General features: G+C 58.5%; 32 protein-coding genes. 19 read left to right on the top strand and 13 right to left on the bottom strand.

Features of this window, described 5'->3' with window-relative positions:
• Nucleotides 1–77 precede the first annotated feature (77 nt).
• A complete protein-coding gene (locus AABB31_RS12200) occupies nt 78–1,958 on the bottom strand; it encodes a substrate-binding domain-containing protein (RefSeq protein ID WP_373634792.1) in 1,881 nt (626 codons plus the stop codon).
• Nucleotides 1,959–2,281: 323 nt separating this feature from the next.
• Between AABB31_RS12200 and AABB31_RS12195 the strand changes: the two genes are divergently transcribed.
• Nucleotides 2,282–3,169, top strand: a complete 888-nt coding sequence (locus AABB31_RS12195) for a DMT family transporter (RefSeq protein ID WP_342077879.1) — start codon at nt 2,282–2,284, stop codon at nt 3,167–3,169.
• Nucleotides 3,170–3,179: 10 nt separating this feature from the next.
• On the opposite strand, the gene AABB31_RS12190 is transcribed toward AABB31_RS12195, so the two are convergent.
• Both AABB31_RS12190 and rpsU read right to left on the bottom strand, forming a co-directional pair.
• Nucleotides 3,180–4,241: an alcohol dehydrogenase family protein gene (locus tag AABB31_RS12190; protein WP_342077880.1), complete on the bottom strand. Its 1,062-nt coding sequence runs from the start codon at nt 4,239–4,241 to the stop codon at nt 3,180–3,182.
• A 136-nt stretch (nt 4,242–4,377) separates the two neighbouring features.
• The gene (gene rpsU / locus AABB31_RS12185; RefSeq protein ID WP_008231221.1) at nt 4,378–4,584 is read right to left on the bottom strand and encodes a 30S ribosomal protein S21; all 207 of its coding nucleotides are present in this window, start codon (nt 4,582–4,584) and stop codon (nt 4,378–4,380) included.
• A gap of 104 nt (nt 4,585–4,688) precedes the next feature.
• Here rpsU and AABB31_RS12180 point away from each other — a divergent pair, with 104 nt between their 5' ends.
• Genes AABB31_RS12180 through AABB31_RS12170 form a run of 3 tightly spaced genes read left to right on the top strand, consistent with a single transcriptional unit; the run spans nt 4,689 to nt 6,826 of the window.
• Nucleotides 4,689–5,387, top strand: coding sequence for a COQ9 family protein (locus AABB31_RS12180; RefSeq protein ID WP_342077881.1), 699 nt, complete (start codon nt 4,689–4,691; stop codon nt 5,385–5,387).
• Entirely contained in the window at nt 5,387–6,358 is a 972-nt protein-coding gene (locus tag AABB31_RS12175; RefSeq protein ID WP_342077882.1) for an NAD(P)H-quinone oxidoreductase, read from the top strand. The genes AABB31_RS12180 and AABB31_RS12175 overlap by 1 nt, the downstream gene beginning before the upstream one ends.
• Nucleotides 6,359–6,397: 39 nt before the next feature.
• The gene (locus tag AABB31_RS12170) at nt 6,398–6,826 is read left to right on the top strand and encodes an NUDIX domain-containing protein (RefSeq protein ID WP_342077883.1); all 429 of its coding nucleotides are present in this window, start codon (nt 6,398–6,400) and stop codon (nt 6,824–6,826) included.
• Nucleotides 6,827–6,837: 11 nt separating this feature from the next.
• Here AABB31_RS12170 and AABB31_RS12165 read toward each other — a convergent pair whose 3' ends face one another.
• The 9 genes from AABB31_RS12165 to AABB31_RS12125 form a co-directional block, all read right to left on the bottom strand.
• Nucleotides 6,838–7,545, bottom strand: a complete 708-nt coding sequence (locus tag AABB31_RS12165) for an RraA family protein (RefSeq protein WP_342077884.1) — start codon at nt 7,543–7,545, stop codon at nt 6,838–6,840.
• Nucleotides 7,530–8,225, bottom strand: coding sequence for an alpha/beta fold hydrolase (locus tag AABB31_RS12160; RefSeq protein ID WP_373634791.1), 696 nt, complete (start codon nt 8,223–8,225; stop codon nt 7,530–7,532). Before AABB31_RS12160 ends, AABB31_RS12165 begins: the two co-directional genes overlap by 16 nt.
• On the bottom strand, nt 8,222–8,674 hold the full coding sequence (gene rnhA, locus AABB31_RS12155) for a ribonuclease HI (protein ID WP_342077886.1): 453 nt from the start codon (nt 8,672–8,674) through the stop codon (nt 8,222–8,224). The genes AABB31_RS12160 and rnhA overlap by 4 nt, the downstream gene beginning before the upstream one ends.
• Entirely contained in the window at nt 8,667–9,332 is a 666-nt protein-coding gene (locus AABB31_RS12150; RefSeq protein ID WP_373634790.1) for a class I SAM-dependent methyltransferase, read from the bottom strand. The genes rnhA and AABB31_RS12150 overlap by 8 nt, the downstream gene beginning before the upstream one ends.
• Nucleotides 9,263–9,712, bottom strand: coding sequence for a DUF3429 domain-containing protein (locus tag AABB31_RS12145; protein WP_373634789.1), 450 nt, complete (start codon nt 9,710–9,712; stop codon nt 9,263–9,265). Before AABB31_RS12145 ends, AABB31_RS12150 begins: the two co-directional genes overlap by 70 nt.
• Nucleotides 9,709–10,161: a YdeI/OmpD-associated family protein gene (locus tag AABB31_RS12140; RefSeq protein ID WP_342077887.1), complete on the bottom strand. Its 453-nt coding sequence runs from the start codon at nt 10,159–10,161 to the stop codon at nt 9,709–9,711. The genes AABB31_RS12145 and AABB31_RS12140 overlap by 4 nt, the downstream gene beginning before the upstream one ends.
• Entirely contained in the window at nt 10,158–10,772 is a 615-nt protein-coding gene (locus AABB31_RS12135; RefSeq protein WP_342077888.1) for a LysE family translocator, read from the bottom strand. The genes AABB31_RS12140 and AABB31_RS12135 overlap by 4 nt, the downstream gene beginning before the upstream one ends.
• On the bottom strand, nt 10,769–11,719 hold the full coding sequence (gene ispH, locus AABB31_RS12130) for a 4-hydroxy-3-methylbut-2-enyl diphosphate reductase (protein WP_342077889.1): 951 nt from the start codon (nt 11,717–11,719) through the stop codon (nt 10,769–10,771). The genes AABB31_RS12135 and ispH overlap by 4 nt, the downstream gene beginning before the upstream one ends.
• A gap of 158 nt (nt 11,720–11,877) precedes the next feature.
• Nucleotides 11,878–12,450: an NYN domain-containing protein gene (locus AABB31_RS12125; RefSeq protein WP_342077890.1), complete on the bottom strand. Its 573-nt coding sequence runs from the start codon at nt 12,448–12,450 to the stop codon at nt 11,878–11,880.
• Nucleotides 12,451–12,501: 51 nt separating this feature from the next.
• On the opposite strand from AABB31_RS12125, the gene folK reads away from it, so the two are divergent.
• From folK to recO, 15 genes are all read left to right on the top strand, one after another.
• A complete protein-coding gene (gene folK / locus AABB31_RS12120) occupies nt 12,502–13,128 on the top strand; it encodes a 2-amino-4-hydroxy-6-hydroxymethyldihydropteridine diphosphokinase (RefSeq protein WP_373634788.1) in 627 nt (208 codons plus the stop codon).
• 186 nt (nt 13,129–13,314) lie between these two features.
• The gene (gene rpoZ, locus AABB31_RS12115; protein WP_342077892.1) at nt 13,315–13,668 is read left to right on the top strand and encodes a DNA-directed RNA polymerase subunit omega; all 354 of its coding nucleotides are present in this window, start codon (nt 13,315–13,317) and stop codon (nt 13,666–13,668) included.
• Between the two features lie 40 nt (nt 13,669–13,708).
• Nucleotides 13,709–15,868, top strand: a complete 2,160-nt coding sequence (locus tag AABB31_RS12110) for a bifunctional (p)ppGpp synthetase/guanosine-3',5'-bis(diphosphate) 3'-pyrophosphohydrolase (protein WP_342077893.1) — start codon at nt 13,709–13,711, stop codon at nt 15,866–15,868.
• Complete coding sequence (locus tag AABB31_RS12105; protein ID WP_373634787.1) at nt 15,846–16,520, top strand: DUF2062 domain-containing protein; 675 nt, start codon at nt 15,846–15,848, stop codon at nt 16,518–16,520. The genes AABB31_RS12110 and AABB31_RS12105 overlap by 23 nt, the downstream gene beginning before the upstream one ends.
• A 40-nt stretch (nt 16,521–16,560) precedes the next feature.
• Complete coding sequence (locus AABB31_RS12100) at nt 16,561–17,304, top strand: pyridoxine 5'-phosphate synthase (RefSeq protein ID WP_342077895.1); 744 nt, start codon at nt 16,561–16,563, stop codon at nt 17,302–17,304.
• A 17-nt stretch (nt 17,305–17,321) separates the two neighbouring features.
• Entirely contained in the window at nt 17,322–17,870 is a 549-nt protein-coding gene (locus AABB31_RS12095) for a cell wall hydrolase (protein ID WP_373634786.1), read from the top strand.
• A gap of 310 nt (nt 17,871–18,180) precedes the next feature.
• A complete protein-coding gene (locus AABB31_RS12090; protein ID WP_342077897.1) occupies nt 18,181–18,963 on the top strand; it encodes a hypothetical protein in 783 nt (260 codons plus the stop codon).
• 418 nt (nt 18,964–19,381) lie between these two features.
• Entirely contained in the window at nt 19,382–19,864 is a 483-nt protein-coding gene (locus AABB31_RS12085) for a nucleoside deaminase (RefSeq protein ID WP_342077898.1), read from the top strand.
• Complete coding sequence (locus AABB31_RS12080; RefSeq protein WP_342077899.1) at nt 19,861–20,187, top strand: Dabb family protein; 327 nt, start codon at nt 19,861–19,863, stop codon at nt 20,185–20,187. Before AABB31_RS12085 ends, AABB31_RS12080 begins: the two co-directional genes overlap by 4 nt.
• Nucleotides 20,184–20,585: a holo-ACP synthase gene (acpS, locus tag AABB31_RS12075; RefSeq protein ID WP_342077900.1), complete on the top strand. Its 402-nt coding sequence runs from the start codon at nt 20,184–20,186 to the stop codon at nt 20,583–20,585. The genes AABB31_RS12080 and acpS overlap by 4 nt, the downstream gene beginning before the upstream one ends.
• Nucleotides 20,586–20,637: 52 nt before the next feature.
• A complete protein-coding gene (gene lepB / locus AABB31_RS12070) occupies nt 20,638–21,474 on the top strand; it encodes a signal peptidase I (protein WP_342077901.1) in 837 nt (278 codons plus the stop codon).
• Nucleotides 21,471–22,151 carry a ribonuclease III gene (rnc, locus tag AABB31_RS12065; protein ID WP_373634785.1) on the top strand — a complete coding sequence of 227 codons (681 nt, stop codon included), beginning with the start codon at nt 21,471–21,473 and terminating at the stop codon, nt 22,149–22,151. Before lepB ends, rnc begins: the two co-directional genes overlap by 4 nt.
• The gene (era, locus tag AABB31_RS12060) at nt 22,148–23,065 is read left to right on the top strand and encodes a GTPase Era (protein ID WP_373634784.1); all 918 of its coding nucleotides are present in this window, start codon (nt 22,148–22,150) and stop codon (nt 23,063–23,065) included. The genes rnc and era overlap by 4 nt, the downstream gene beginning before the upstream one ends.
• A complete protein-coding gene (locus AABB31_RS12055; protein WP_342077902.1) occupies nt 23,062–23,388 on the top strand; it encodes a DUF1491 family protein in 327 nt (108 codons plus the stop codon). The genes era and AABB31_RS12055 overlap by 4 nt, the downstream gene beginning before the upstream one ends.
• A gap of 230 nt (nt 23,389–23,618) precedes the next feature.
• Nucleotides 23,619–24,344, top strand: coding sequence for a DNA repair protein RecO (recO, locus tag AABB31_RS12050; protein ID WP_342077903.1), 726 nt, complete (start codon nt 23,619–23,621; stop codon nt 24,342–24,344).
• Between the two features lie 104 nt (nt 24,345–24,448).
• Here the strand turns inward: recO and AABB31_RS12045 are convergent, their stop codons facing one another.
• Nucleotides 24,449–26,134 (bottom strand): acyl-CoA dehydrogenase family protein, encoded by a 1,686-nt coding sequence (locus AABB31_RS12045; RefSeq protein ID WP_342077904.1) that lies wholly within the window; start codon nt 26,132–26,134, stop codon nt 24,449–24,451.
• Nucleotides 26,135–26,232: the final 98 nt, after the last annotated feature.

Below are 26,232 nucleotides of genomic sequence, written 5' to 3'. Positions count from 1 at the left end.
TCATATGACAGCACCATGACAGGTCGGCGGATCAGGATCAGCCGCGGTGCAGCTGACCCCCTTGCCCCCAAATTGATTTAGCGCTGAACCCAGATTTCAACGCGGCGGTTAATCCGCCAGCCGTTTTCGCTGTCGTTGCAAACAGCCGGTGCAAGTTCGCTATATCCCTTGGTCTCGAACCGGATATTGCTCAACCGCGAGCCGCCGAGATTGCTGATGGCCGCCGCAACAGAGGCCGCACGGCGCTGGGACAGATTTGCATTGAAATCAAATGCGCCACGGCTGTCGGCAAACCCGACAACGGCAACCCGCGTATCGTCTGGAAGGTCGGCAAGATATGCAATCAACCGCTCGATATCGTTCAGTTCCTTATTGCCCAGCAAGGATGATCCGGTCGGGAACCGGACGGTGGTCGACAGGCGATCCCAGTTCGGCAGATCACGATCAAGAACGCTGGCCAGTTGGAACGCGGTGGGTTCGTCCAGATCCCGGTACAGCGTTTCCTGTCGGCTTGGCGAATGCGGTTGGCGCTCGACCGCAAAGTTCACAAAATTGGACTGTGCGATTGCGTCATCGGCGTCTGGCGACAGGACATATTTCAGAAAGTCTGCAGCCTCCGCAGGCAGATTGTCTGCCCGGTTATAGAGATACAGGCGCCGGCCAAGTGGATATTCCTCTGTCTTGACCGAAAATGGCGTGGCGGTGGTGCGGATCCCGCAGGTGCTGTTCAGATCAAGCCGGTTCAGCCCCTCGGAGTACGAAAAGCCCACATAGCCGATCGCTGTCGGGTCGCTGCGCACGGCTGCGGCCATTTCCGGGTTATCGCCGCCGGGGTAGGTGACGCGGTTGGCCAGGGGTGGTTCGACCCCGTCAAAGATGGCGTTTTCAAAGACGCCGCGTGTGCTGGACCCGTCCTCGCGGGACAATACGGTGATCGGCGCATCGGGGCCGCCAACCTCTGACCAGTTTGTGATGCGGCCCAGATACATGTCGCCGATTTGCTGGCGCGTCAGTGCCGTGACCGGGTTGGTCGGGTGGGTGATGACAGCAAGGCTATCAACGGCGATAACGGTTTCATTATCCGATCCGCGCAACTCGCCCGCACCGGCGGCGCGCATGCGTTGCGCTTCGGCGTCGCGTGCCGGGCGCGAGGTCATGCCCAATTCTGCCTGACGGGTTTCCAGCGCATCAAAGGCGTCGCCGGATCCGGTGGAGTTCACAAAGAGGCTGTTCAATTCCTGCCCGCTTGCATTCAGATAGCGGACCAGTGTTTCGGTCTCGCTGAAATCGGTGCGGTCGATATTGGCGTCAAGATAGTCGGCATAGTCATCCAACAGGAAGGGCATCAGGCCCAGACCGACCGTGTCAGAACCGGCAAACCGGACCTTGGCGTCCGACCCGTCAGTTGCGGGTGCGGCCGGTGCTGGTGTCGCGGCAGGTGCGGTTGTTGTCGGCTGGATATCGGGGTCGGTGGGCAATTCCAAAGGTGTTTGCGTTGCGGTTGCAGCGCCTGCCAAAACCTGTGCGCGGGTCAGATCCTGAATTTGGACACAGCCATCCCCCGTACAGCTGACCTTTTCGCTATCTACACTCAGGATGCCGAAACGCTCCGTTTCGACGACGTAATTGCCATCGACAAAGTCGGTCACCGTACCGCTGATCTGGATGCTGTCATCGTCGGAAACAAGATCAACCAGTCCGCCGATGCTTGGTGCGGGCACGGGGCAGGCGGCCCCTTCGCATTGCACACCCTGGACAGGGATTTCGAAATTACCGGCGTCATTGGCGACGATATAGTTGCCATTCTCGACGGCAATCAGCCGACCAGACAAACTGGCCCGGCCATCATCACTTCTGAGCATGACCTGGGGTTCGTCCTGGGCCGATGCCACTGTGCACACGGCCCCAAGCGATCCTGCCAGAACCAACCGTAAACTGTGGCGTCTAATTTCGCTCATACCTAAATATCCGTATTGGTTAAAATTCACGAGTCTTCCCCACGATAGAACACTGTTGGAAGAAAGGGGCGCGAATGTGTCCCGATTGTGACGTATCTTGCGCAAACCCCCTTATTTTCCGGCCCGACGCCCGGATTCTTTTGTGACGTCTCTAATTTTCTAGCGCTGATTGTGGCCGTTTCAACCGTTGGTCCATCTGGTCTTTTGGTTAATGCGCGGTGCAGAGCGGTAGCGGATGACCGACTCGCGCGGGGGGGTACAGTTCTTGTGGTGCGATGCCGATCTGCGGTTTCCATCGCGAAGGTCGGTGTTAAGAACGTCTCATGACAGCAGACAACCATTCCATCAAAGCGACAGCCATTGTTGTGCTGGCCGGCATATTTTGGGGCTTTTACTGGTTGCCGGTGCGCCAATTGGCGGGTCTTGGTCTGGACGGGGCCTGGGGAACATTGGCAATCACTGCAGCGGCGGTGATCCTGCTATTGCCATTTGCATGGCGTGGGCGGGCCAGATTGGCCGCGGCAAGCCCGTTGGCGGTTTGTTCGGTGGCGTTGGGCGGCGTTGCCTTTGTGCTTTATTCCGTCGGGTTTCTATATGGCCGCGTGGCTGTTGTGGTCATCCTGTTCTTCCTGACCCCGCTATGGAGCACGCTTTTGGGCCGGTTTGTGATGGGGTGGCCGTTGACGCAGTCACGCGTGCTGGCGTTGATCTTTGGAATTGCGGGGCTGGCGTGGATGCTTGGCGCGGATGGCGCGACCCCACTGCCGCAGGGACCTGGCGAATGGCTGGGGTTGGCGTCCGGCGCGTTATGGGCTGTTGCCACGACCGGCATCAGGTCGCGCGCGTCCCTGGCACCGCCTGACGCGGCATTCGTGTTTGCCGCCGGGGCGACAGTGGGCGCGCTCTGCTTTGCGCTTGGGTCCGGGCACAGGCCCGATGTCACCCATATCGGCCAAGCCGTGGTTATGGCGGTCGTTGCAGGCGGATTGTGGTGGGCGTTGTCCATGGCGGGTTTGCTGTGGGCCGCGGCACGGCTCGAACCTGCGCGCGTCGGGATCCTGCTGATGGCCGAGGTCATCGTCGGCGCCGTATCCGCGGCCATCATTGCAAATGAGCCGATTGGCCAGGCTGAACTGATTGGCGGCGCATTGGTCCTGTGCGCAGGAATATGCGAGGTTTGGCCCGCGCGCGCCACAAAACCGCTGGGCTAGGGTCCTGACCCTAGGCGAGAGGTTCACGATCGACAAGCAGAACTATCTTTCCCAGATATCCCTTGTGCTGAAACATCTCCTGCGCCTTGGCGATCTCGCCAAGCGGGTAGGTTGCGGCCACCAAGGGCTTGATCTCACTACGCGCGATGTACCCGATCAGGTTGGCGAATACGGCCGATTCCAACGCGGTACAGCCGAAGAATGACAGATCCTTAAGGTAGAGCGTACGGACATCCAGCATAACCTCCGGCCCAGCCACCGCACCAGCCACTGCGTATCTGCCCTTGGGGCGCAAAACGGCCAGCAGGGATGGAAATCCCGGGCCGGCAACCAGATCAATGACGACATCAACGCTATCTGCGCCCAGGGCTGCGACATAATCCTCATCGCGCCCGATTATGCGGGCAGCGCCGAGGTCTTTTAGCTGTTGCGACATGGATGGGCTGGTGACAGCGATCACGAAGGCACCCCTCGCCCGGGCCAATTGCACGGCCGCTGATCCCACGCCGCCTGATGCGCCGGTAATCAGCACCGTTTCGCCGGCCTGCAGATTGGTCCGTGTCAGCATGTTCTCGGCTGTTGAATAAGAGCATGGAAAGGACGCGAGTTCCGCATCGCTCAGCTGCGTTTCAATCCTGTAGGCATGGCGCGCCGCGACACACGTGTATTGGGCGAAACCGCCATCACATTCCGAGCCTAGAAACCACGGGCGATCCAGCCGCTTGCCGCCCACCTCGGTTAGGCAGGGTTCAACCAGCACACGTTCGCCAATGCGGGTGGGGGACACACCCGGACCGACCGCCACGATATGCCCGCACACATCAATGCCCTGTATCAGCGGAAATCGGATGGGTATGCCGGCCCAACTTGCATCCGCAGCATCCGCATCACCTTTGGAATACCACCCGATGCGTGTGTTGATATCGGTGTTGTTGACGCCTGCGGCACCGACCTTGACGATCACATCCCCCGCCTTTGCCTGCGGCACCGGCAGGTCGTCGCGCCAAACCAGTTTTTCCGGACCACCATGACCGGTCAGAACAACGCCTGACATTTTGTCGGGAAGGGACATCTGTGTACTCCGGTTGCCTCAGCACATAGCCTGAAGGGGACGGTGCGCCGGGTCAATCTGGGGGTGAAGGGGCAAAAAGAAACCCTCGCCTGATGAGACAGGCGAGGGTTTCAAGATCGTCACGTCGAAAGGTCGCTTAGAGCAGCCCTTCACGCTGAAGCTTCTTGCGCGCCAGCTTGCGCTGACGGCGGATGGCTTCGGCTTTCTCGCGCGCTTTGCGCACGGACGGTTTTTCGAAATGCTGTTTAAGCTTCATTTCACGAAAAACGCCCTCACGCTGAAGTTTTTTCTTCAGAGCACGCAACGCCTGATCGACGTTGTTATCACGAACACTAACCTGCATGTGGTATACACCACCTTTCTAAGTTGGATTTGCAAAAATTGCAGGAAGTGGGCAGATAGCAAAGCAAGACTATCTTGTCCAGTACCACAAGTGAGGACTGCGAAATGCCCAATCAGCCCATCGACCCCGCCAAAGACCAGTTACTTGACGCGATATTGCCGTATGTGGCCTTTGACGGCTGGTCAGCATCAGCCTTTGATGCGGCAGTTGCAGAGGTGGGCATCGCCCCCGCCCATGCAAAGACCTTATGCCCGCGCGGTGCCGTCGATCTGGCCATCGCCTATCATAAGCGGGGCGATCTGGGGATGATCAAGGCCTTGGCCGATGCGGATCTGCGCGACATGCGGTTTCGCGACAAGGTCGCCCATGCGGTTGGCCTGCGGATCGCGGCCGTTGATGATAAAGAGGCCGTGCGCCGCGGATCAACCCTGTTTGCGATGCCCCACATGGCCGCCGATGGTGCGAAACTGATCTGGGGAACCGCAGATGCGATCTGGGATGCGCTTGGTGATACGTCTCGGGATGGCAATTGGTATTCAAAGCGCCTTATCCTTTCGGGGGTGTACAGCTCGACGGTCCTCTATTGGCTGGGCGACGACAGTCTGGACGGGCAGGCGACAACCGCCTTTATCGAAAGACGCATTGATGATGTGATGCAGTTTGAAAAGGTGAAAGCCAGCGTGAACAAAAATCCATTGCTGAAACCGATCACAGGCCCGTTGGGTCGATTGATGTCGCAAATCAAGGCGCCCAGCAAAATCCCGCAGGTTGATTTGCCCGGTATGTGCAAAGACCCCGAATAATGAAGGCAGTTGAAATCGCCAAGCCGGGTGGCCCCGATGTTTTAACACTGACTGAACGGCCCATGCCCGAGGCAGGGCATGACCAGGTGGTGATCAAGGTGGCATATGCTGGTGTGAACCGGCCCGACGCCTTGCAACGGGCCGGTCTTTACAATCCACCCCCGGGTGCGAGCGATCTGCCCGGGCTGGAAGCGGCGGGAGAGGTCGTTGCCGTCGGTGCCGGTGTAACAACCCCCAATATTGGCGATCAGGTCTGTGCGCTGCTGCCCGGCGGGGGCTATGCGGAATTTGTGGCCACACCGGCAGCCCACTGCCTGCCAGTGCCTTACCCGTTGTCGCTGGCACAGGCCGCCTGCCTGCCAGAGACGTTTTTCACGGTCTGGTCGAATGTTTTCATGCGCGGTGGTCTTCAGGCCGGAGAGCGTTTTCTGGTCCATGGGGGCAGTTCGGGCATCGGCACGACTGCGATCCAGCTTGCGGATGCCTTTGGCGCGCGCGTCTTTACCACCGCCGGAACTGACGACAAATGCGCGGCCTGCACCAGGCTGGGTGCCGAACTGGCGATCAACTACAAGACCGAGGATTTTGTTGAGAGATTGCGCGCATTGGGCGGGGCCGATGTCATTCTGGATATGGTTGGCGGCCCATACATGCAGCGCAACCTGAAATCGCTTGCTGATGACGGGCGGCTTGTCCAAATCGCGTTTCTGCAGGGCATGAAGGCCGAACTGAACATGGTGCAGTTGATGACCCGGCGCCTGACGATGACCGGATCAACCCTGCGTCCGCAATCGGATCTGGCCAAGGCACGCATCGCTGACGCGCTGCGCGCGCAGGTCTGGCCACTCTTGAACGCCGGAAAGATCGCGCCGGTCATGGATCAGGAATTTACGCTGGCCGATGCTGCCGCGGCCCATGCCCGGATGGAAAGCAGTGCGCATATCGGTAAGATCGTGCTGAAAGTGAGTTAGGCTTTGGCAGAAATACCGATCAGGTCATTCTCCATTTCGGTGATCGTGCTACGTGAGGTTGCCGATGAGTTCGAGATCCTGCTTTTGCGGCGCAATCGCCGTTTGGCTGGCGAATGGTGCCAGATCGCCGGCGCCATCGAAGACGGCGAGACGGCATCCCAAGCCGCCTTACGCGCGTTGAAAGAAGAAACAGGTCTGGTCCCGACCCGCTTTTATTCCGGCGATATCTGCGAAGAGTTTTACGAAGCGGACCGTGATGCGATCACGATTGCGCCGGTGTTTGTGGCTTACGTGGACTATGATGCGCCTGTGGTTCTGAACGCCGAACATAGCGAATATAAGTGGATCAGTCTGGATTGGGCCGAAGACCTCGTGCCCTTTGGCGGACAGCGCCGTGTGTTCCGGCATGTCCGACAGGAATTCGTGATCCGCGACCCTAGCGAGCATTTGCGGATCGCTTTATCCTAGCGCCCTTGGCCCTAGGTCCGCGCCTTTTCAAACGCCCGCCATGCTGCAAGCAGCTTGTCGAGGTCGAAATCCGGTTCCTTTGCTGGCCCCAGAATAATCTTTTCGCCAGCCCACATCGCCTCGATTGCGGCTTTCAGGTCGGGGATTACCTCGGGCGGAATGACAAGCCCGCCATGTTGATCTGCATGGACCAGATCACCCTGTTTCACCGTCATCCCAAAGACGGTCACCGGGGTGCCCAGTTCGCGCACATGCACGAACGCATGTGACGGCCCGATGGACCCGGCCACAACCGGAAACCCCTCGGCCAGATCGCCCAGATCGCGCATCACCCCATTGGTCAATGCACCATTCAGCCCAAGTCCCTTGTGGACATTGGTATGGACTTCGCCCCACCACGCGCTGACGCAATTGGGGAAATCCACGTCCTCAAGCACCGCGATGGCCGGACGCGGCCCTTCGGCCATATTCCGGAAATAATCCAGACGGCGGGCGCGGATTACATCGGGGTCTTCGGTTGGTGGTTCGCGGCCCGCGATCTTGGCGGTGCGGGCGAACCCCACCATGGATTGGCCGGGGGCCGAACATTGCATCGTGCCCTTGGTGTAGGCGTCAAAGCCACGCTTGCCTTGGGCCACTTCGATGGCATTGCACACGGTTGGTGTGTCAACGCGCTGTAGCAGATCAAGCAGGTCAGCAGGGATTACCGGGTCAGCCATTGGGACAATGCCTTGTTTGTTGCGTCAGGTTGTTCAAGCGTCGGCAGATGGCCCGCGCTTTTGATCACAGTCAATGTAGAGCCGGGGATCAGTTCATGCATCAGCTCGTGCCGGTGTAGCGGGCAGAGGCTGTCATCCTCGCCGCATAAGACAAGCGTTGGGACCGTGACAGCGCGCAGCGTGTCTTGCTGGTCGGGCCGTGTTTGCAATGCGCGCGATTGCGTCACGAATGCCTGCGCGCCGATTGTTTCCGCCATGGCCATGCAAAGATCAAGGATTTGGCCGGTATTTGGCCCATCTGTCAGGTAGTTCGGTTTCATTTCGTCCCGCATCACGGCCCGCAACTGGCCCTGCATCACCTTGGCGATTTGCGGCTCGCGATTTGCGGCGACGGCAGCAACTTCGGCCTTGGGATTGGTGTCGAGCAGGGCGAGGCGCGTGACCCGGTCGGGTGCCTGCCGGATGACTTCCATCGCGACGATACCCCCCATCGACAGGCCCGCAAGCGCAAAGCGGGGCGGCGCATTGGCCAGTATATCCGCTGTCATCGCCGCGACCGTGTCGTGCAGGCCGAATGGCGCGACCATGACGGGCCGTTGATGCGAAAATGCAGACATCTGCGGGCCATAAAGACGCGCGTCACACATCATTCCGGGCAAAAGAAGCAGCGGCTCTGTCATGGCTTGAAAGGGGCCATGCCGGCCCGCGCCAATTCATCGGCGCGCTCGTTTTCGGGATGACCTGCATGGCCTTTGACCCACTCCCAACTGACGTTGTGGCGTTGCGTGGCTGCGTCCAGCCTGCGCCACAGGTCTTCGTTCTTGACCGGTTTCTTGGCGGCGGTTTTCCACCCTCGCTTTTTCCAGCCATGGATCCAGGATGTGATCCCGTCTTTGACGTAGGAACTGTCGGTCACGATGGTCAGTGCGGTCGGTCGATCCAGCGTTTCAAGGGCGGTGATCGCAGCCAGCAGTTCCATTCGGTTGTTGGTGGTATCCGCCTCACCACCGCTTAAGGCGCGCTCTTTGACGACCTTTTCGCCGTCGCGGGCAATCAACAACGCGCCCCAGCCACCGGGACCAGGATTGCCCGAGCACGCGCCATCGGTATAAGCGAACAGATCAGGCATGCTTTCGGGCCCTCATCACGACGAACGGGTCGACAGTGCCCGCGCAGCCTTTCTCGCGCCCCTCGACCATGTCGATGATGTCAAATCCGGCATCCTCCAGCAGACCGGTCAGTTCCGGAACGGTCACGAAAGTGTATTTGCGGTCGATACGGTCGCGGAGCTCGCCTGCACCGGTTTTCATGCCAACATGCAGAATGCCTTGCGGACGCAAGGCCGTTGCGATCGCATCCAGATGGATCGGCAGGGCCGCACGCGGCGCATGCAGCAGTGAAAAATTCGCCCAGACCCCGTCATATGCGGCCACCATATCAATCGCGTCAAATGTCAGCAGACGCGCCCCGATATCGTAGGTCTCGTTGGCCAGGGTGACCATCCCGGTCGAGGCATCAACCGGGTCGGGCCGAAACCCTGCATCGCGCATATGGACCGACGCATGGGCTGGTCCGCATCCCAGATCAAGCACCTGCCCGCCCTGTGGCAGCAGCGCCATGAAGGCCAGCAGATTGGCGTCGGGCGCGTCGGTATCTGTCAGGTCCGCATAATGATCTGCCGCAGTGTCGTAGAATGCGATTGTTCTGGCATCCGGCATCAGATCACCACCGGCAGAAGCGACAAAACGACAATTGCCGTCAGCAGAATACGCAGATGCATCCACCATGGCGGGGCCAGTTCAAGGCGCCAGAAATGCCAGTCAAGCAGCAGCAGCGCAAGAAAACCGGCAATCAGGTTCATTGCGGCCTCGACCGGGCCGCCGCCTGTCATGAAAAATGCCCAAAGCGCCGGAACCACCGACAGCACGTAACCTGCGGTGGCCATTCGGCCCGTGGCCTTGGTCGCAAAGCCCCATAAGACGCCGGACATAAAGGACAGGATCACCGCCCCATAGAACAGTTGCACATACGGACCCACAAAGCGCGCCCCGATATTTTGCGTGCCCCAGACCACAAGCTCTGGTCGCATCACGGTTGCCGCCCCCCAAAGGAATGGGATCAACCCGGCAAGGCCGAGGATCAGGGCAGGGCGTGGAATGGTGTTCATGTGATATCGGCGATCAGCTTGGCGATGCGTTTGGTGCGGGTCTCGGCCCGCTTTGCGGTGTTGATACCGTGCAAAAGGCCGCGTTTTTTGCCGGGGGTCAAGGCCTCCCATACGGGTGTGGCATCGGCTTGCCGCAACGCCAGCGCCACATCATCAGGCGTTTCAACGGTGTCATCGGCTTTGCGCAAGCGTATCTCGAGCGGCTCGCCCGGGGTAATCCCGATCTGTTGCAAGAGTGACTTGCCCGTCCATAGAAAAACCGCGTCGAGGACCGGGGCTTTTGTCAGGGCCAGATTGATGGGATGATCGTTGATCTCGCCCTCAACCCGCCTGGCCCCTTGTGCGTGCAAGGCTTCCGCAACCTCATCCGGCAACGGCAGCACCGTGTAGACGGACTTGCCCCATGTCATTGGCACGACCTGCCCTTCAAAGGACAGATAGGCGGTCATGCTTTCTCGAATGCCAGTCGCAGGCCGAGCGCGGCGAAGACTGCTGCAAATGACCGGTTTAGCCAGCGCATGATCACCGCGCTTTGCAACAGCCAATTGCGCGCAAAGGATGCAAACATCCCGTAGACCAGGAAGATTATCAGCGTCAGCACCATGAAAACGGCGCCGAGCAGGATCATTTCGATGGTGACCGTTGCCGGATTGCCCGACAGGAATGGGGGCAACAGCGCCAGAAAGAAGATCGAAAGCTTGGGGTTCAGGATATTGATAAGCGCACCGCGTTGGGCGATCTTGAACATGGATTGCTGCGTTGCCTGGCCGCTGACTGCCAATGCGCCGTCTGCTTTCAAAGCCTGCCAGGCGAGATAAAGCAGATAGGCGACCCCCGCGAATTTCACGATTTGAAACAGCAAGGCGCTGGTATGCAAAAGTGCCGCCAGCCCAAGCGTGGCTGCCGCAAGATGTGGCACGATCCCAAAAGTGCAGCCAATAGCGGCGGCGACAGCGGCCCGCCGCCCTTGCCCCCGCCCCAATGCCAATGTGTAGATGACACCAGTGCCAGGCGCGATGCAGACCACAATTGCGGTGAGAAGGAATTGCAGGCTGATCATGCCGGTTCGCGCAAGACGCGGGGGACTTTGAATTCCACGTTTTCCTCGGCGGTCACAACCATCTCGACGCTCACGTCGAACCTGTCTTTGAACGCATCAATCACCTCGTTGATCAGCACTTCCGGGGCGGAGGCGCCAGCCGTGATCCCCATTGACGTAATCCCCTCTAGCGCGCGCCAGTCGATATCTGTCGCGCGTTGGACCAGCTGCGCATAGTTGCACCCTGCGCGCGCGCCCACCTCGACCAGCCGTTTGGAGTTGGAGGAATTGGGTGCACCCACAACCAGCATGGCATCGCATTTGGGCGCCATTGCCTTGACGGCCTCTTGCCGGTTGGTTGTGGCGTAGCAGATATCTTCCTTATGCGGGCCTACTATACCCGGAAAGCGGGCCTTTAAGGCCGCGACGATATCGGCGGTGTCATCGACCGATAATGTGGTCTGTGTTACATAGGCCAGCTTTTCAGGGTCACGTATCTTGACGGTCGCTACATCATCGGGGGTTTCGACCAGAAGGACCTCGCCCGCGGGCAGCTGTCCCATTGTACCGACGGTTTCGGGGTGGCCTTCATGGCCGATCATGATCATCTGCAAGCCATTATCCGCGTGGCGTTGCGCCTCGATATGAACTTTGCTGACCAGCGGGCAGGTTGCGTCCACATAGATCATTTCGCGTTTTGCAGCAGCGGCGGGGACGGCCTTGGGTACACCATGGGCCGAGAAGATCACCGGGCGGTCATCAGGGCATTCGTCCAGTTCCTCGACAAAGATTGCGCCCTTGTCGCGCAAGCCGTCGACCACAAATTTGTTGTGCACGATCTCGTGGCGCACATAAACCGGCGCGCCCCATTTTTCCAACGCCATCTCGACGATCTTGATCGCCCGATCCACGCCCGCGCAAAAACCGCGCGGCGCAGCCAGATACAGCGTCAGTGGTTGTTTTGTCATCGCAGCCTCCGCGTTCTGTCCCAGAGGTAAGGCGTGAGCGATGCCGCGTCCAGTCGGATATGCTGCGACCAAAATGAGCGCCTGACGGCGCATTCCATTCTTCCGGTCGCATCAGGCCCTATATGCTGCGGTTTTGCACCAACCGCCGCATGGTCAGGCTAGCTTGCGGTCACTTCTTCTGCGGGCGCATCTGCCCGCGGCTCGCGCGATGGACGCCCGACAACGTCACGCAGCTCGTCCAGCTCGATAAAGTTGTCAGCCTGCCGTCTGAGTTCGTCAGCAATCATGGGTGGTTGGCTGCGGATCGTCGAGACAACAGAAACCCGTACACCCTTGCGCTGCAACGCTTCGATCAGCGGCCGGAAATCCCCGTCACCCGAGAACAGAACAACGTGATCCACATGCGGTGCCAGTTCCATCGCATCGACTGCAAGTTCGATGTCCATGTTGCCCTTGACCTTCCGCCGGCCCATGCTGTCGGTATATTCTTTTGCCGGTTTCGTGACCATTGTGAACCCGTTGTAATGCAACCAGTCGACAAGTGGGCGGATTGGCGAATATTCGTCATTCTCCAGCAGCGCGGTGTAGTAGAATGCCCGCAGCATCTTGCCACGCCGCATGAATTCCTGTCGGAGAAGTTTGTAGTCGATGTCAAATCCCAGCGATTTGGCTGCTGCGTAAAGATTTGATCCATCGATGAAGAGCGCCAAGCGCTCGTCCCGATAAAACATAAAATGTCCTTCCAAAAAAGCCTTGCGGTAGTGTTCGTCTGTGAGTGGTTGATGGATGCAAGACTTTCGGTAATGTACGGCTTTCCCCGCATGAGGCAAGTAAAGAAAATGGCAACAAAAAGCCGGTTGGTGCTTATCGCTTTAGGAAGTAACGAGAATTCCATTTGGGGTGACGCAAAGGAAACTGTCCAAAAGGCTATGAATTTGCTGATTGCATGGTCTGAAGAGCCTGCAAATCAAAGCCGTTTGTACAAAAGCCCGGCCTTTCCGGAAGGCGCTGGCCCGGATTATGTGAATGCTGCGATGGCATTTGAAAGCCCCTGTGATCCCGCGCAAATTCTTGCCAAGCTGCACGATATCGAAGGGCAGGCCGCCCGGCGTCGTGACGTAAGGTGGGGTCAGCGGACGCTGGATCTGGATCTTGTCGCGGTTGCTGATTGTGTGCTGCCCGATGCCGCCACCCAGACCCTTTGGCGCGACCTGCCGCCTGAGCGCCAGCAGCAGATTGCGCCTGATACCCTTGTTCTGCCGCATCCCAGGGTGCAGGACAGGTCCTTTGTTCTGGTCCCGTTGATGGATGTCGCCGCCGACTGGCGCCACCCGATATTGGGCCGGACCACTGCCCAAATGCTTGCCACCCGCCCGGAGACAGAGCGCGCGCCAGTTGTCCCCTGTTGAGTGATCACAAGGTGCAGGTTGGTAAACCACGCGGGTTATGGGTTGCCTGCGGTTTTCTGGGCCATGGCCCCAGTTGCAGATGGGAATGACGCAGAGGATCGGCGGCCCATTCCCCCTTGCCAACAACGCGCAAAAGCCCTAAAGACCCGACTTCAACCTTAGTCAGATTCCCAGTGGAGATCGCATATGGCTCGCGTCACCGTAGAAGATTGCGTCGATAAAGTTCCAAATCGTTTTGATTTGGTGATGTTGGCGGCCCATCGCGCCCGCGAAATCTCTGCCGGTGCGCCGATCACGGTGTCACGCGACAATGACAAGAACCCTGTCGTTTCCTTACGCGAGATTGCCGAAGAAACCCAGCAGGCCGATGATCTGCGCGAGCGCATGATCGAGGCGAACCAGACCCAGATTGAGGTGGACGAGCCGGAAGAGGACAGCATGTCCTTGCTGATGGGCGCGGAAACCGACAAACCTGTCGAAGACGATATGTCGGAAGAGAAACTGCTGCGCGCGCTTATGGACGCGCAAGGACAGCGATAAGGCCGCAAGACCGGCCACAAAACCGAAGGCGCCGGACCAGATGACGACTGCTGATGATCTGATCTCGCTGGTCCGCAACTACAACCCCCGCTCGAATGAGGTCATGCTGCGCGACGCTTTTGCGTTTGGCGCGGAAATGCATGACGGCCAGTTCCGCCATTCCGGGGAGCCGTATTTCACCCATCCCGTTGCCGTCGCCTGTATTCTTGCCGATCAGCAGATGGATGATGCGGCCATTATTACGGCCCTGCTGCATGATACGATTGAGGACACCAAGGCCTCTTTCGCGCAGGTCGAGAAACGTTTCAGCCGCGAGATTGCCGAGCTGGTTGATGGTGTGACCAAGCTTACCAATTTGCAGCTGAACTCGACCGAGACCAAACAGGCCGAGAATTTCCGCAAGCTGTTTATGGCGACCAGCCGTGATCTTCGCGTGACATTGGTGAAACTGGCTGACCGGTTGCACAATATGCGCACGATCAAGTCGATGCGCCCTGAAAAGCAGGCCCAGAAAGCCCGCGAAACCATGGATATCTATGCCCCGTTGGCTGGCCGCATGGGTATGCAGTGGATGCGCGAAGAACTAGAGGATCTGTCCTTTCGGGTTCTGAACCCCGAGGGCCGCAACTCGATCATTCGCCGCTTTATCACCTTGCAGCGCGAGGCCGGCGATGTGGTGCAAAAGATCACCGCCGATATGCGCGTCGAGCTGGAAAAGGCGAGCATTCAGGCAGATGTTATCGGCCGTGCCAAGAAACCCTATTCGATCTGGCGCAAGATGCAGCAGAAAGACCAGGGTTTCAGCCGTCTGTCTGATATCTACGGGTTTCGCGTGATCGCTGCGACAGAGGTTGACTGCTACCGCATACTGGGTGCCATTCACCAACGCTGGCGGGCCGTGCCCGGCCGGTTCAAGGATTATATCAGCCAGCCAAAATCCAACGGCTACCGGTCCATCCATACAACCGTGTCGGGCCGTGATGGCAAGCGGGTCGAGGTGCAGATCAGAACCCGCGAAATGCACGAGGTCGCCGAAACCGGAGTGGCTGCCCATTGGTCCTACAAGAACGGAGAGCGGGTCGAGAACCGGTTTGCCGTTGATCCCGTCCACTGGATTTCATCCCTGACCGAGCGTCTAGACGACGATCAGGATCATGATGAGTTCCTCGAAGCCGTGAAGCTTGAGATGTATACCGATCAGGTGTTCTGCTTCACGCCAAAGGGTGATGTGATCAAGCTGCCGCGTGGCGCCACCCCGATCGACTTTGCCTATGCAATCCACACCCGGATCGGGTCGGCCTGCGTGGGTGCCAAGGTTGACGGGCTGCGCGTGCCGCTTTGGACCCGTCTGAAGAACGGCCAGTCCGTGGATGTGATCACTGCCGAGGGACAGACCCCGCAGGCTACATGGATCGACATTGCCGTCACCGGGCGCGCAAAGACCGCGATCCGCCGGTCGTTACGCGAAGAAGACCGCGAGCGTTTTGTCCGACTGGGGCGCGAGCTTGCGCGGGTCGCCTTTGAGAATGTTGGCAAGAAATCCACCGAGAAAGCCCTGCGCACGGCAGCCAAGGCGCTTGCGATTGAAAATGTGACAGAGCTGCTTGCCCGTTTGGGTAGCGCAGAATTGACGGGCCGTGAGGTTGTGCGCGCCATCTATCCGGAACTGGAAAGCCGCGAGGGCGAGGGCATTGATCAGGGGCGCGCGGTGGTTGGCCTCGGGCCAGAGCAAAGCCAGCGCCGCGCCCCCTGCTGCCAGCCCGTGCCGGGTGAGCGTATTCTGGGGATCACCTTTCGCGGTCAGGGCGTCATGGTGCATGCCATCGACTGCGAGGTTCTTGCCGAATACGAGGCCCAGCCAGAGCGCTGGATCGACCTGCGCTGGCACGAAGGAACCCACAAACCGGTTAACACGGTAAGCTTTGATGCAACAATCACAAATGATTCTGGGGTCTTGGGGCGCATCTGCACATTGATCGGTGAGCAGAACGCCAATATCTCTGATCTGCGATTCATCGACCGGAAACCGGACTACTATAGGCTACTGATCGACGTTGACCTGCGGGACGCAGAACATCTGCACCGTGTCATCACCGCGTTAGAGGCGGAAAGCAACGTGTCGTCAATCAGACGGCATCGTGATCCTGGTCTGGCCAGCGCGGAAAGGGAAACAAGTATTGGTATTCAAGCGGAGGGATAGGCGACCGATCTGGAAGATCGTGGTCGATTTCATCTATCCTCGCGGCGGTTGGGGCCGGGCAGCGCAATATGTCAAACATCGGTTGCGCCGATTGCCGGATACCCCGGAAAAGATATCCCGCGGCATCGCCGCCGGTGTCTTTACCAGCTTCACCCCATTCTATGGGCTTCATTTCGTTATCGCCGCAATCATCGCCCGTTTGATGCGCGGCAACATCCTTGCCGCGTTGCTGGGCACGTTCTTTGGGAATCCGCTGACATATATTCCAATTGCCGTTGCTGCATTGGGGACAGGGTATTGGATGTTGGGCATTCCATTCAATGCGGGGCTATTGGGTTTTGAAACGGTGGATACACCACGCATTTGCGGACTTGGGTGCCAGTTTTCCAACGCGTTCTATGATCTCTGGCACAATTTCACGGCGATGTTTACGCCCGAAATGGCCGATTGGCGCGGGCTGCGTAATTTCTATCGCGAGGTCTTTTACCCGTATATGATTGGTGGCGTTTTGCCGGGTGTGATTTGCGGAACGGCAAGTTACTACCTTTCGGTTCCCCTGATCACCGCCTATCAAAAACGGCGTCAAAAGGCACTGCGCGCAAAACTCGACCAGTTGAAAAAAAAGACACGCGCGGTGGATGACGCGCCCTGATCAGCGCGCTAGTTTGAGGCAGCGAAAAAGGGGGCTTTGGATGACCAACAGGTTGCGTCTTGGTGTCAATATCGACCATGTTGCCACGGTGCGGAACGCGCGCGGTGGCGATAACCCTGACCCTGTGCGTGCGGCCATTATGGCGCAAGAGGCGGGTGCGGATGGCATCACAGCCCATCTGCGCGAAGACCGCCGCCATATCCGGGATGAGGATATGGAAGGGCTGAAATCAGCGATCAACATCCCCCTGAATTTTGAGATGGCTGCGACCGATGAAATGCAGGCCATCGCCCTGCGCACCCGGCCGCATGCGGTCTGCCTTGTGCCCGAAAAGCGGGAAGAACGCACAACCGAAGGCGGGCTGGAGGTTGCGATGCAGGACAATGCGCTGGTCCACTACATCAAACCGTTTCAGGATGCAGGTACGCGGGTGTCGCTGTTTGTGGCAGCAGACAAGGCGCAGGTCGCAGCCTCGGCGCGGATCGGTGCCGATATCATCGAACTGCACGCGGGCGCCTATGCAGATGCTTGGGCCGAAGGGCGCTGGGATGAACGCGACAGCGAGCTGGCGAAAATCACTGAAATGGCGACCTACGGACACGAACTGGGGCTCGAGGTCCATGTCGGGCACGGTCTGACCTATGACAGCGTGGGGCCTATCGCGGCGCTGCCAGAGGTGATGGAACTGAACATCGGACACTTTATCATGGGTGAGGCGATCTTCCGTGGCCTTGGCCCGGCAATCCAGGAAATGCGCGCACGTATGGACGCGGCACGCGGGTGACAGAGGGGGCGACCACCATGCGGCACGATAAGGGAGTATTCCAATTGCAGGCCCCAAAGTCCAAAACGGTCCTCATCCTCGCGCTGGTGGCTGCGTGCGGTCTTGCCGGATGCGCACGCCAATCGCCGTCGGAAAAGATGGTGGCGTCCGCTTCTGACATCAATTGCATGGCCCGCGCGATGTATTTCGAATCCAACCGGTCCAGCCGGGACGGGATGATCGCGGTGGGCAGCGTCGTGATGAACCGGGTCGCGTCTGACGACTTTCCCAACACTGTCTGCACTGTGGTCAGCCAGAAAAACCAGTTCGCGCCCGGTGTGATGAGCAGGTCAATGAACGGTCAGGGCCAGGCATTGGCGAGGGCCTCGGCATCTGCGGTGCTGGCGGGCGAACGCCACCCGAATGTCGGGGGTGCACGGTTTTTTCACGCCGCGTGGTACGACGCCAATTTCAACAACATCCACTATGTCGTGACGGCGGGCGGCAACGCCTTCTACGAAAAACGACGGCCCGAGAACGTAACAACAGCAAACCCGCTGCCACAGACCGATGGGATCACGGGTTAATAGTGACGGAGCCGCATTGCGCCCCAAACAAGCGGCCGCGTAGGGGGCAAGCGTTAAGGAAAGACCTGGTCTGGGAAGGCTTGAAAGACGAGTTTCTGCTCCATGGCCATTGGGCGCCTTCGAGCCCAACGTGTCGGATGCTGCGTGGTGCTTGTATGTCTGTTATTGAGCTTTTTTAGTACGCACCGGGCTCAATCTGGATACAGATGTTCTATTCTTCAAATCGAGAAGCCACTAGTCTACCGGGAGCACATTGCACTAGTTTCAGTGCGCCTTTATCTTGCCATACGGTTCAAGTATCCGGTGAGTTATGAAACTTCTTTTGTTGCGTATCTTCGCTTTCCTAGCGCTTTGTGGCCCCGTTCAGGCACAGGACTTTCTGCCGGTGGCCATCAACCACAAATCCGTCCCGTTCCCCGTCGACCGGCACCTGCCGCCTTTACTACAAGGTGCGCGCGTCTCCTTCACGGTAGAGGACGAGAACGGCGTGCCACGGCCCCTCCGCAGAACATCCGGTTTGGTATTGGGATCGTCGGGTGGCATCGTCTTTATCGAACTGCCCGACGCAAACGCCATCGAAGTTGCCAGATATCAGGCAGAGGGGAGCATCAATCTCCAGAAAATAAGTGACCCTGATCCAGAAGTCGTCGTGGTGCGAAAAGACTACCGCGACAGCGACAACATGATCCTTCTGGCCCCCCGGATGCGTCGCATGACTGTTACCCTGTCGGCCGAGGCGGAAACGGTCAACGGCTGGAAGCCAGGTGAAACGTTGACGTTCTTCGACGCCCGCGAAGTCATCCGCCGAAACTGGAATGATCGGGAACAAAACGCCACGGCGACCTACAGAGCCTATGAAGACATTACTGCAATGTTCCGTTTCTCTGAAGAAACTGCCGATGGCCGCTATGATGTAACAATTGTCGCGGACCCATATGACGTGAACCACCTTTTGAAAGCCGAACTTGAGGGTCGTTTGAAGGTCGAAGAAAGCGATGAAACACTCATGCTCGGTGCATCGAGAGACCGGTGCGAAATTGTCAACAGGCGCGGCGTTGAATGGATGAGGATCGAAATTCCCTGCAGCGACTAACTCGACTGGGTGCCAACGCCGGTAGAAACTGGACACAACCAAGTGATTGGCAGAGGAGCCCTCAAATAACGCAAGCGAGGCCCAGCCTTTGGGGGGGTAGTTCAGCCGCGACATATGATTTGCATGTATCACTCAATATGGTTGGATTTTCATCCTAGGTATCCCCTTGTCCGCCCAGATTGGTTCGCTAGTCAAAAGTAGACATTCCCGCAACCGCAGCGAAAGCGCGCTCTGTCCGCAAAATCGACAAACATTTGTTGTTAAATGGCGCCTTCGTCTTTGCCATATGTCCTCTCGGCGTAGAGAGAGCCTATGGGAAAAGGCAACGATTGCCGGTACGTGCCAACCATTGAAGATGAATCTCAAGAATGCCGGTTCTTCTCTTCCTAATAGACGTCGCCATGGGTATCGTCCCCTGATGACCAATGGAAAACTCACCCCGACCGATGTCGAGCGCGCCGCGATGCGTGCTGTGACCGATCATGCCTGCCAACTGAAGGCTGAAGGCAAATCGATCATCTTTACCTCTGCCGTCGTGATGGATGGCAAGGTCGTCGCCACCGCCCGGAACGAGGCTGCGGATACCAACGATGTCAGCCGTCACGCCGAAGTTGTGGCGATTGCCCGTGCGACCGCGGCACTTGGCACGCGCGACCTGACCGGTGCGACGCTTATCGCGTCGTGTCAGCCGTGCGAGATGTGTCTGGCCACCATGCGCTGGGCGCGCATCGACCGGGTCATCTTTGCCGCCCAGCAGGCCAATACGAAGCCAGAGTTTTTCCGCTTTCCCAAGTTGACCATTCAGGATTATCACGCGGCATGCGACGGTGCGTTCGACTGGCTTGGCGGTGTGGATGAGGACCGCGTCAGCCATATCTATGCAAAGGATGTCACCGCGTGATCAGACATATCGTCCTGCTGAACCTCGCGCCCGATCACGACGCAGCCGCCTTGCAATCAGTGATGGTCGGTCTGGACGATCTGCGGGCCGATCTGCCGGGGTTTGTCCATTTCGAACATGGACCGAACCGGGACTTTGAAAACATGTCACCCGACTATGATTACGGGTTTATTTGCCATTTCATCGACGCGGCCCAGTCGCAGGCCTATCTGGTCAATCCGGTGCATCAGGCGCTGGGCACCCGGCTTGTTGCGCTTTGCGCAGGTGGCGTGGCGGGCATCATGGTCGTTGATCTGGCCCTGACAGAAGGATCGGTGGCGTGATCCTTGGCGTTGGGACCGATCTGGCAAATATCGACCGGATTGCCGGGACGCTCGACCGGTTCGGTGACAGGTTCCGCAATCGGGTCTTCACCGAGACAGAGCAGGCCAAGGCAGAGCGGCGCAAGGACGTGGCCGGCACATACGCAAAGCGATGGGCCGCCAAAGAGGCATGTTCCAAGGCGCTGGGCACCGGGCTGGCCATGGGGATCGCCTGGAAGGACATGTCAGTCACCAATCTGCGGACGGGTCAGCCCGTGATGCATGTCACAGGGTGGGCAAAAGACAGATTGGACAAAATGACCCCACCGGGTCACGAGGCTGTCATCCACGTCACGCTGACCGACGATCATCCTTGGGCGCAGGCCTTTGTCGTGATCGAGGCCCGTCCCATCGCTTGACAGGGCACGCGCGCGGCCTCATGTAGCCTCAAACGCCAAAAAGGATCAAAGAATGGCCGAAAAACAAGGCTTCGTCGGCAGTATTGTCGAGACATTCAAGACAGTTTTCTGGGCATTGGTGATCGCCGGAATTTTCCGGACGGTCTTTTTCCAGCCATTCTGGATCCCGTCGGGTTCGATGAAGGATACCTTGCTGATCGGTGACTTCCTGTTCGTCAACAAGATGGTCTATGGCTATTCCTATGCGTCCTGCCCCTCGGTCCGGATCCCGCAAGTAGGCGTTGATATCGGTGCCGAGGATTTTTGCGGCTGGTTCGAGGGTTATGACGACCGGCTTTTTGGCAGCGATCCGCAGGCGGGTGATATCGTGGTGTTTCGCCATCCGGTGACAGGTCGGGATTTTATCAAGCGCCTGATCGGCGTGCCGGGTGATCGCGTCCAGATGCAGGATGGGCAGCTCTATATCAACGATGAGGCCGTTGTCGTTGAAGATGCCGGGACATTCACCGAAATCATGGAACCCCAAGGCCCCCTTCGCAATCAGCCGCAATGCGCCAATGGCGCCGTCGGCCTTGGGGCGGTGTGTGAAAAGGAACGCCAGATTGAAACACTGCCCAATGGCGTCAGCCACGCGATCCTGAATATCGGGAACCGGGCCGCGGATAATACGGGCGTGTTCACGGTGCCTGCGGATCAGTTCTTCTTCATGGGTGATAACCGCGACAATTCCACGGATAGCCGATTTCCGCAGGCCGCCCGGGGCGTTGGTTTTGTAGATCGCAAGGATATTGTTGGCCGTGCAGACCGCGTGATCTTTTCCTCAGCAGGACGCTCGATGCTGGCCTTCTGGACATGGCGCAGTGACCGGTTCTTCAAGGCGCTGGATTGAAGCTGTCTGCTGATCTCTCAGCCTTTGCCAAGCGGCTTGGGCATCGTTTTGAAACGCCGGAGTTGCTGGTGCGGGCGGTGACGCATTCCTCGATGGTCAGCCCGCACCGCGATGACAATCAACGGCTTGAATTTCTGGGTGATCGGGTGCTGGGCCTTGTGATGGCCGAGGCTTTGCTGAATGCTGATCCCTCTGCCCCTGAAGGCCTGCTTGCCCCGCGCTACAACGCCCTTGTCCGGCGCGAGGCATGTGCAGACGTGGCCCGTCAGATTGATCTGGGTGCCGTGCTCAAGCTTGGCCGTTCCGAGATGAAATCGGGGGGCCGCCGTAAAGAGGCATTGCTTGCCGACGCGATGGAGGCGGTCATTGCCGCCGTCTATCAGGATGGTGGGTTTGATGCGGCACGGCGGGTGATATTGGCGCAATGGGGTGGCCGGATCAGCAATGTGGCAGCTGACGCGCGGGATGCCAAAACGGCCCTGCAGGAATGGGCACAGGCAAGGGGGGAAACCCCGCCGCAATATATCGAGATTGCCCGCAAAGGCCCCGATCACCAACCCGAATTCACAATCGAGGCCCGCCTTGCCTCGGGCCCGACGGAACAGGCAACCGCAGGCTCCAAACGGCAGGCAGAACAAGCCGCCGCAACAGCACTATTGAAAAAGGTCAGCGCATGACAGATGCCCCCACCAAAGCTGGTTTTGTCGCTTTGATCGGCGAGCCGAATGCCGGTAAGTCGACCTTGCTGAACCGGATGGTTGGCGCCAAGGTTTCGATTGTCACCCACAAGGTGCAAACCACGCGCGCGCGCATCCGTGGTGTCGCTATGGAAGAGAATGCGCAGCTGATCTTCATTGATACCCCCGGCTTGTTTCAGCCGCGCAGGCGGCTTGATCGGGCGATGGTGGCAGCGGCCTGGGGCGGTGCGGCGGATGCGGATGTTGTTGTGTTGATGATCGAGGCGCATCGCGGCATGACCGATGGGGTCAAGGCCATCCTGGATACGCTGGCCGAACGCGCCGGCAAAAGCCCTGTGGCCCTGGCGATCAACAAGATCGACAAGGTCAAATCCGAGGTTTTGCTCGCCCTGACCAAAGACATGAACGCGGCTTATCCCTTTGCCGAAACCTTCATGATCTCGGCAGAGCGTGGCCATGGCTGTGACACGTTACGTAGCTGGCTGGTCCAGCAGGTTCCGGAGGGTCCGTTCCTATACCCCGAAGATCAGATCGCTGACCTGCCGATGCGCATGATCGCTGCCGAAATGACCCGTGAGAAACTGACCCTGCGCCTGCATCAGGAACTGCCCTATGAGCTGACTGTCGAGACCGAGAATTGGGAGGAACGGCCCGACGGATCGGCCCGCATTGATCAGCTGATTTATGTGGCCCGCGACGGTCACAAGGGCATTGTTCTGGGCAAAGGTGGCGAGACTGTGAAGGGTGTCAGCAAAGCGGCCCGCCTTGAGCTGGAAGAGTTCTTGGGCCGCCGGGTGCATTTATTCGTGAAAGTCAAAGTTAGACCCAATTGGCTGGAGGAATCCGAACGGTATTCGGAAATGGGTCTGGATTTCAAAGACGGAAACACGTGAAACTAACAGCCGACATATGGGTGTCGGCTTATCTGGCGCGTTTGCGTTTGGTGCCGATCCCCGCCTTTGTCGTCAAAAAAGGCGATCCCACGGCCGGGGCGGTTCTGATAAAGCTCAACACGCTTGACGGGCAGGCCTGTTGCTATCAACGCAGTTTCGATCTTATCACGGGCGACCGGAAATGGGTCAGTCTTGTTGAGGGCGATGAAGCCGCAGTTGACGCGTCAGTTGCCAAACAGCAAAGCTTTGACCCGGATCTATGGGTCATCGAGGTTGAGGACAAACAGGGACGTCACCTGTTGGATGAACCGGGGTTAGAATGACTTTGATGCCTCCGGCGGGAGTATTTTCGGCAAGATGATAAGGTTTCGTTAACAATAAACCGCCACGATCTGCCTGCGGTACAGGCTGGAGAGCCGATGGCCGTGCGAGGTGATGAACTTGGTTTGTCCCGGGGCAAGGTGATATCATCTTGCCCCAAATACTCCCCCGCCGGAGGCGTCCGGATGTGCCATGCATTGCAACCGCTTGAGTTTTGCGTTGATAGTGCCGCATGATTACCTGGACCGATGAAGGCGCCATACTGACAACCCGTCCTTTCGGTGAAACATCCGTCATCGTAGAGGTTTTCACGCGCAGCCGGGGCCGCCATGCAGGCGTTGTCAAAGGCGGGACCAGTCGCAAGCTTGCGCCTGTCTTGCAACCGGGTGCCCAAGTATCGGTTACATGGAAGGCCCGGTTGGATAGCCATCTTGGCGCGTTCAGTATTGAGCCAATACGTAGCCGGGCATCGGCGGCGATGAGTGACCGGCTGTCGCTGGCGGGACTAAACGCGGTTTGCGCCATTCTGGCCCAGGTCTTGCCGGAACGTGAAGAACAGGCGCAGCTTTATCAGCAGACCGTCGCAATTCTCGATTTGCTGGGGCAAACGGATATCTGGCCGTTGGCCTATTTGCGCTGGGAACAGCTTTTGCTTGAAGAAATGGGTTTTGGCATGGACCTGACTGCCTGCGCCGTGCATGGGGTCAATGAGGACCTGATCTATGTCTCACCCAAATCAGGCCGGGCCGTTAGCCGCGAGGGAGCAGGTGAATGGGCTGACCGCATGCTGCCCCTACCGCCTGTTTTGGCGGGCAAAGGGGATGCTGACAATGCCGAAATCATCGCTGCCCTTCGCACCACGGGGCATTTCATCGAACACCGGTTGATCAAAAGCCTCGGGGACCGACCGATGAGCGCCGCACGCGGTCGATTGCTGGACGCGATCGGTCGGCTTTGAGACCGCCAGACTGCGGACACTGCATGCAGTGCGCAGACAGATCACCGACTGTTTGACACGGTTTTCTGCGGGTCATCTGTCTCGCATCTTACGTCGCTTTTCGATCAGTCCAGCAGACGCCGGGCGATGACCTGCGCCTGAATTTCGGCGGCACCTTCGAAGATGTTCAGAATACGCGCATCGCACAGGATGCGGCTGATCTTGTATTCCAGCGCAAAACCATTGCCGCCATGGATTTGCAAGGCGTTGTCCGCACAGGCCCAGGCGACCCGCGCGCCAAGCAGTTTGGCCATCCCCGCCTCGAGGTCGCAGCGGCGATCATTGTCTTTTTCATTTGCACTGAAATAGGTCAGCTGCCGGGCAACCATGATTTCGACGGCCATCATCGCAAGCTTGCCCGAGACACGCGGGAAAGCGATCAGCGGCTTGCCGAACTGTTTGCGATCCTGCGCATAGCGCATCCCTTCGTCCAATGCGGATTGCGCCACGCCAATGGCGCGGGCGGCGGTCTGGATGCGTGCGCTTTCGAAGGTCTGCATAAGCTGCTTAAAACCTTGACCTTCTTTCTCGCCCAATAGGTTTTCACCCTTCACTTTGAAATCGTCGAAGTTCAGCGTGTATTCTTTCATACCGCGATAGCCCAAAACCTCGATCTCGCCGCCCGAGATCCCCGGATCCTGCCAGGGGTCTTCATCGGTGCCGGGTGTTTTTTCGGCCAGGAACATCGACAGGCCTTTGTAATTGTCGGTGTCGGGTATTGTGCGCGCCAATACGGTCATCACATGGGTCCGTGCCGCATGGGTGATCCAGGTTTTGTTGCCGCTGATGATCCAGTCATCGCCCTCCTTGCGGGCGCGGGTGCGCAGGCTGCCCAGGTCGGATCCGGTATTGGGTTCGGTGAACACAGCCGTTGGCAGAATTTCGGCGCTTGCCAGACCGGGCAGCCATTTTTCCTTTTGCGCGTCCGTGCCCCCGCACAAAATCAGCTCGGCCGCGATTTCGGAACGTGTCCCCAGTGAGCCGACCCCGATATAGCCGCGCGACAATTCCTCGGACACCACGCACATGGATGCCTTGGACAGGCCAAACCCACCGTATTCTTCCGGGATTGTCAGACCAAACACCCCAAGTTCGGCCATCTCGGTAATGACCTCCATCGGGATCAGTTCATCCTTGAGATGCCAGTCATGCGCGTAGGGTTCCACCTTTTCGACGCTGAACCGCCGGAACTGTTCGCGGATCATTTCAAGTTCATCGTCCAGACCTGATGCACCAACGGTCACATTCGCGGCCTGTTCCTGCATCAATGTGACAAGGCGGGTGCGGACCGCTTGGGTATTGCCTTGCTGGGTCAGGGTTGTGACCGCCGGCACCATCAGCGGGCGCATATCGTCCTGGCTGAGCCCGATATCCTGCAAGCGGACAACTTCGCCCTGGTTCATCTGAATGCCACCGTAGATCTGCCAAAGGTACTCTCCAAAGGCGATCTGGTGGATCAGCTGCTCTGTTTCGCCAAATTTGTCGGCGGCCTGCAGTCGCGTGGCCCAGTTCTGCATCTGGTGCAGGGATTGCGCATAGGTGGCGAACCAGGCAAAGCCATGGGCTGCGGTCTGGTGCGTTTCGAGATGCCCGGCGGACACGCGACCGCCTTCCGTGACCATCGCCGCAAGCGCGGATTTGGCCGTGGCAAGGACGGCATCGACGGCTGGCAGGGCTGCTGCAGTCAGATCCAGGAGGTCCTGCAAGATATGGTTACTTGCTGCTGGCATCTGTTGTCCGTCATGGGGCATGGGTCGAATCCTCTTTTTGCAGGTGCAGAGATAGAACTCTCGCAGTTGCAGCGCAATAATAATTCATCATACAACCTCAAAAAGCACAAAAATGTCGC

Source organism: Yoonia sp. SS1-5 (assembly GCF_038443705.2).
Classification (GTDB): domain Bacteria; phylum Pseudomonadota; class Alphaproteobacteria; order Rhodobacterales; family Rhodobacteraceae; genus Yoonia; species Yoonia rhodophyticola.
This window is presented reverse-complemented; position numbering and strand designations above follow the sequence as displayed.

Bases quoted from the DNA above. Each gene is read 5' to 3' on its own strand.
- AABB31_RS12200 (WP_373634792.1), bottom strand. From the start codon at position 1,958: ATGAGCGAAATTAGACGCCACAGTTTACGGTTGGTTCTGGCAGGATCG.
- AABB31_RS12195 (WP_342077879.1), top strand. From the start codon at position 2,282: ATGACAGCAGACAACCATTCCATCAAAGCGACAGCCATTGTTGTGCTG.
- AABB31_RS12190 (WP_342077880.1), bottom strand. From the start codon at position 4,241: ATGTCCCTTCCCGACAAAATGTCAGGCGTTGTTCTGACCGGTCATGGT.
- rpsU (WP_008231221.1), bottom strand. From the start codon at position 4,584: ATGCAGGTTAGTGTTCGTGATAACAACGTCGATCAGGCGTTGCGTGCT.
- AABB31_RS12180 (WP_342077881.1), top strand. From the start codon at position 4,689: ATGCCCAATCAGCCCATCGACCCCGCCAAAGACCAGTTACTTGACGCG.
- AABB31_RS12175 (WP_342077882.1), top strand. From the start codon at position 5,387: ATGAAGGCAGTTGAAATCGCCAAGCCGGGTGGCCCCGATGTTTTAACA.
- AABB31_RS12165 (WP_342077884.1), bottom strand. From the start codon at position 7,545: ATGGCTGACCCGGTAATCCCTGCTGACCTGCTTGATCTGCTACAGCGC.
- AABB31_RS12160 (WP_373634791.1), bottom strand. From the start codon at position 8,225: ATGACAGAGCCGCTGCTTCTTTTGCCCGGAATGATGTGTGACGCGCGT.
- rnhA (WP_342077886.1), bottom strand. From the start codon at position 8,674: ATGCCTGATCTGTTCGCTTATACCGATGGCGCGTGCTCGGGCAATCCT.
- AABB31_RS12150 (WP_373634790.1), bottom strand. From the start codon at position 9,332: ATGGTGGATGCATCTGCGTATTCTGCTGACGGCAATTGTCGTTTTGTC.
- AABB31_RS12145 (WP_373634789.1), bottom strand. From the start codon at position 9,712: ATGAACACCATTCCACGCCCTGCCCTGATCCTCGGCCTTGCCGGGTTG.
- AABB31_RS12140 (WP_342077887.1), bottom strand. From the start codon at position 10,161: ATGACCGCCTATCTGTCCTTTGAAGGGCAGGTCGTGCCAATGACATGG.
- AABB31_RS12135 (WP_342077888.1), bottom strand. From the start codon at position 10,772: ATGATCAGCCTGCAATTCCTTCTCACCGCAATTGTGGTCTGCATCGCG.
- ispH (WP_342077889.1), bottom strand. From the start codon at position 11,719: ATGACAAAACAACCACTGACGCTGTATCTGGCTGCGCCGCGCGGTTTT.
- AABB31_RS12125 (WP_342077890.1), bottom strand. From the start codon at position 12,450: ATGTTTTATCGGGACGAGCGCTTGGCGCTCTTCATCGATGGATCAAAT.
- folK (WP_373634788.1), top strand. From the start codon at position 12,502: ATGGATGCAAGACTTTCGGTAATGTACGGCTTTCCCCGCATGAGGCAA.
- rpoZ (WP_342077892.1), top strand. From the start codon at position 13,315: ATGGCTCGCGTCACCGTAGAAGATTGCGTCGATAAAGTTCCAAATCGT.
- AABB31_RS12110 (WP_342077893.1), top strand. From the start codon at position 13,709: ATGACGACTGCTGATGATCTGATCTCGCTGGTCCGCAACTACAACCCC.
- AABB31_RS12100 (WP_342077895.1), top strand. From the start codon at position 16,561: ATGACCAACAGGTTGCGTCTTGGTGTCAATATCGACCATGTTGCCACG.
- AABB31_RS12095 (WP_373634786.1), top strand. From the start codon at position 17,322: ATGCGGCACGATAAGGGAGTATTCCAATTGCAGGCCCCAAAGTCCAAA.
- AABB31_RS12090 (WP_342077897.1), top strand. From the start codon at position 18,181: ATGAAACTTCTTTTGTTGCGTATCTTCGCTTTCCTAGCGCTTTGTGGC.
- AABB31_RS12085 (WP_342077898.1), top strand. From the start codon at position 19,382: ATGACCAATGGAAAACTCACCCCGACCGATGTCGAGCGCGCCGCGATG.
- lepB (WP_342077901.1), top strand. From the start codon at position 20,638: ATGGCCGAAAAACAAGGCTTCGTCGGCAGTATTGTCGAGACATTCAAG.
- era (WP_373634784.1), top strand. From the start codon at position 22,148: ATGACAGATGCCCCCACCAAAGCTGGTTTTGTCGCTTTGATCGGCGAG.
- recO (WP_342077903.1), top strand. From the start codon at position 23,619: ATGATTACCTGGACCGATGAAGGCGCCATACTGACAACCCGTCCTTTC.
- AABB31_RS12045 (WP_342077904.1), bottom strand. From the start codon at position 26,134: ATGCCCCATGACGGACAACAGATGCCAGCAGCAAGTAACCATATCTTG.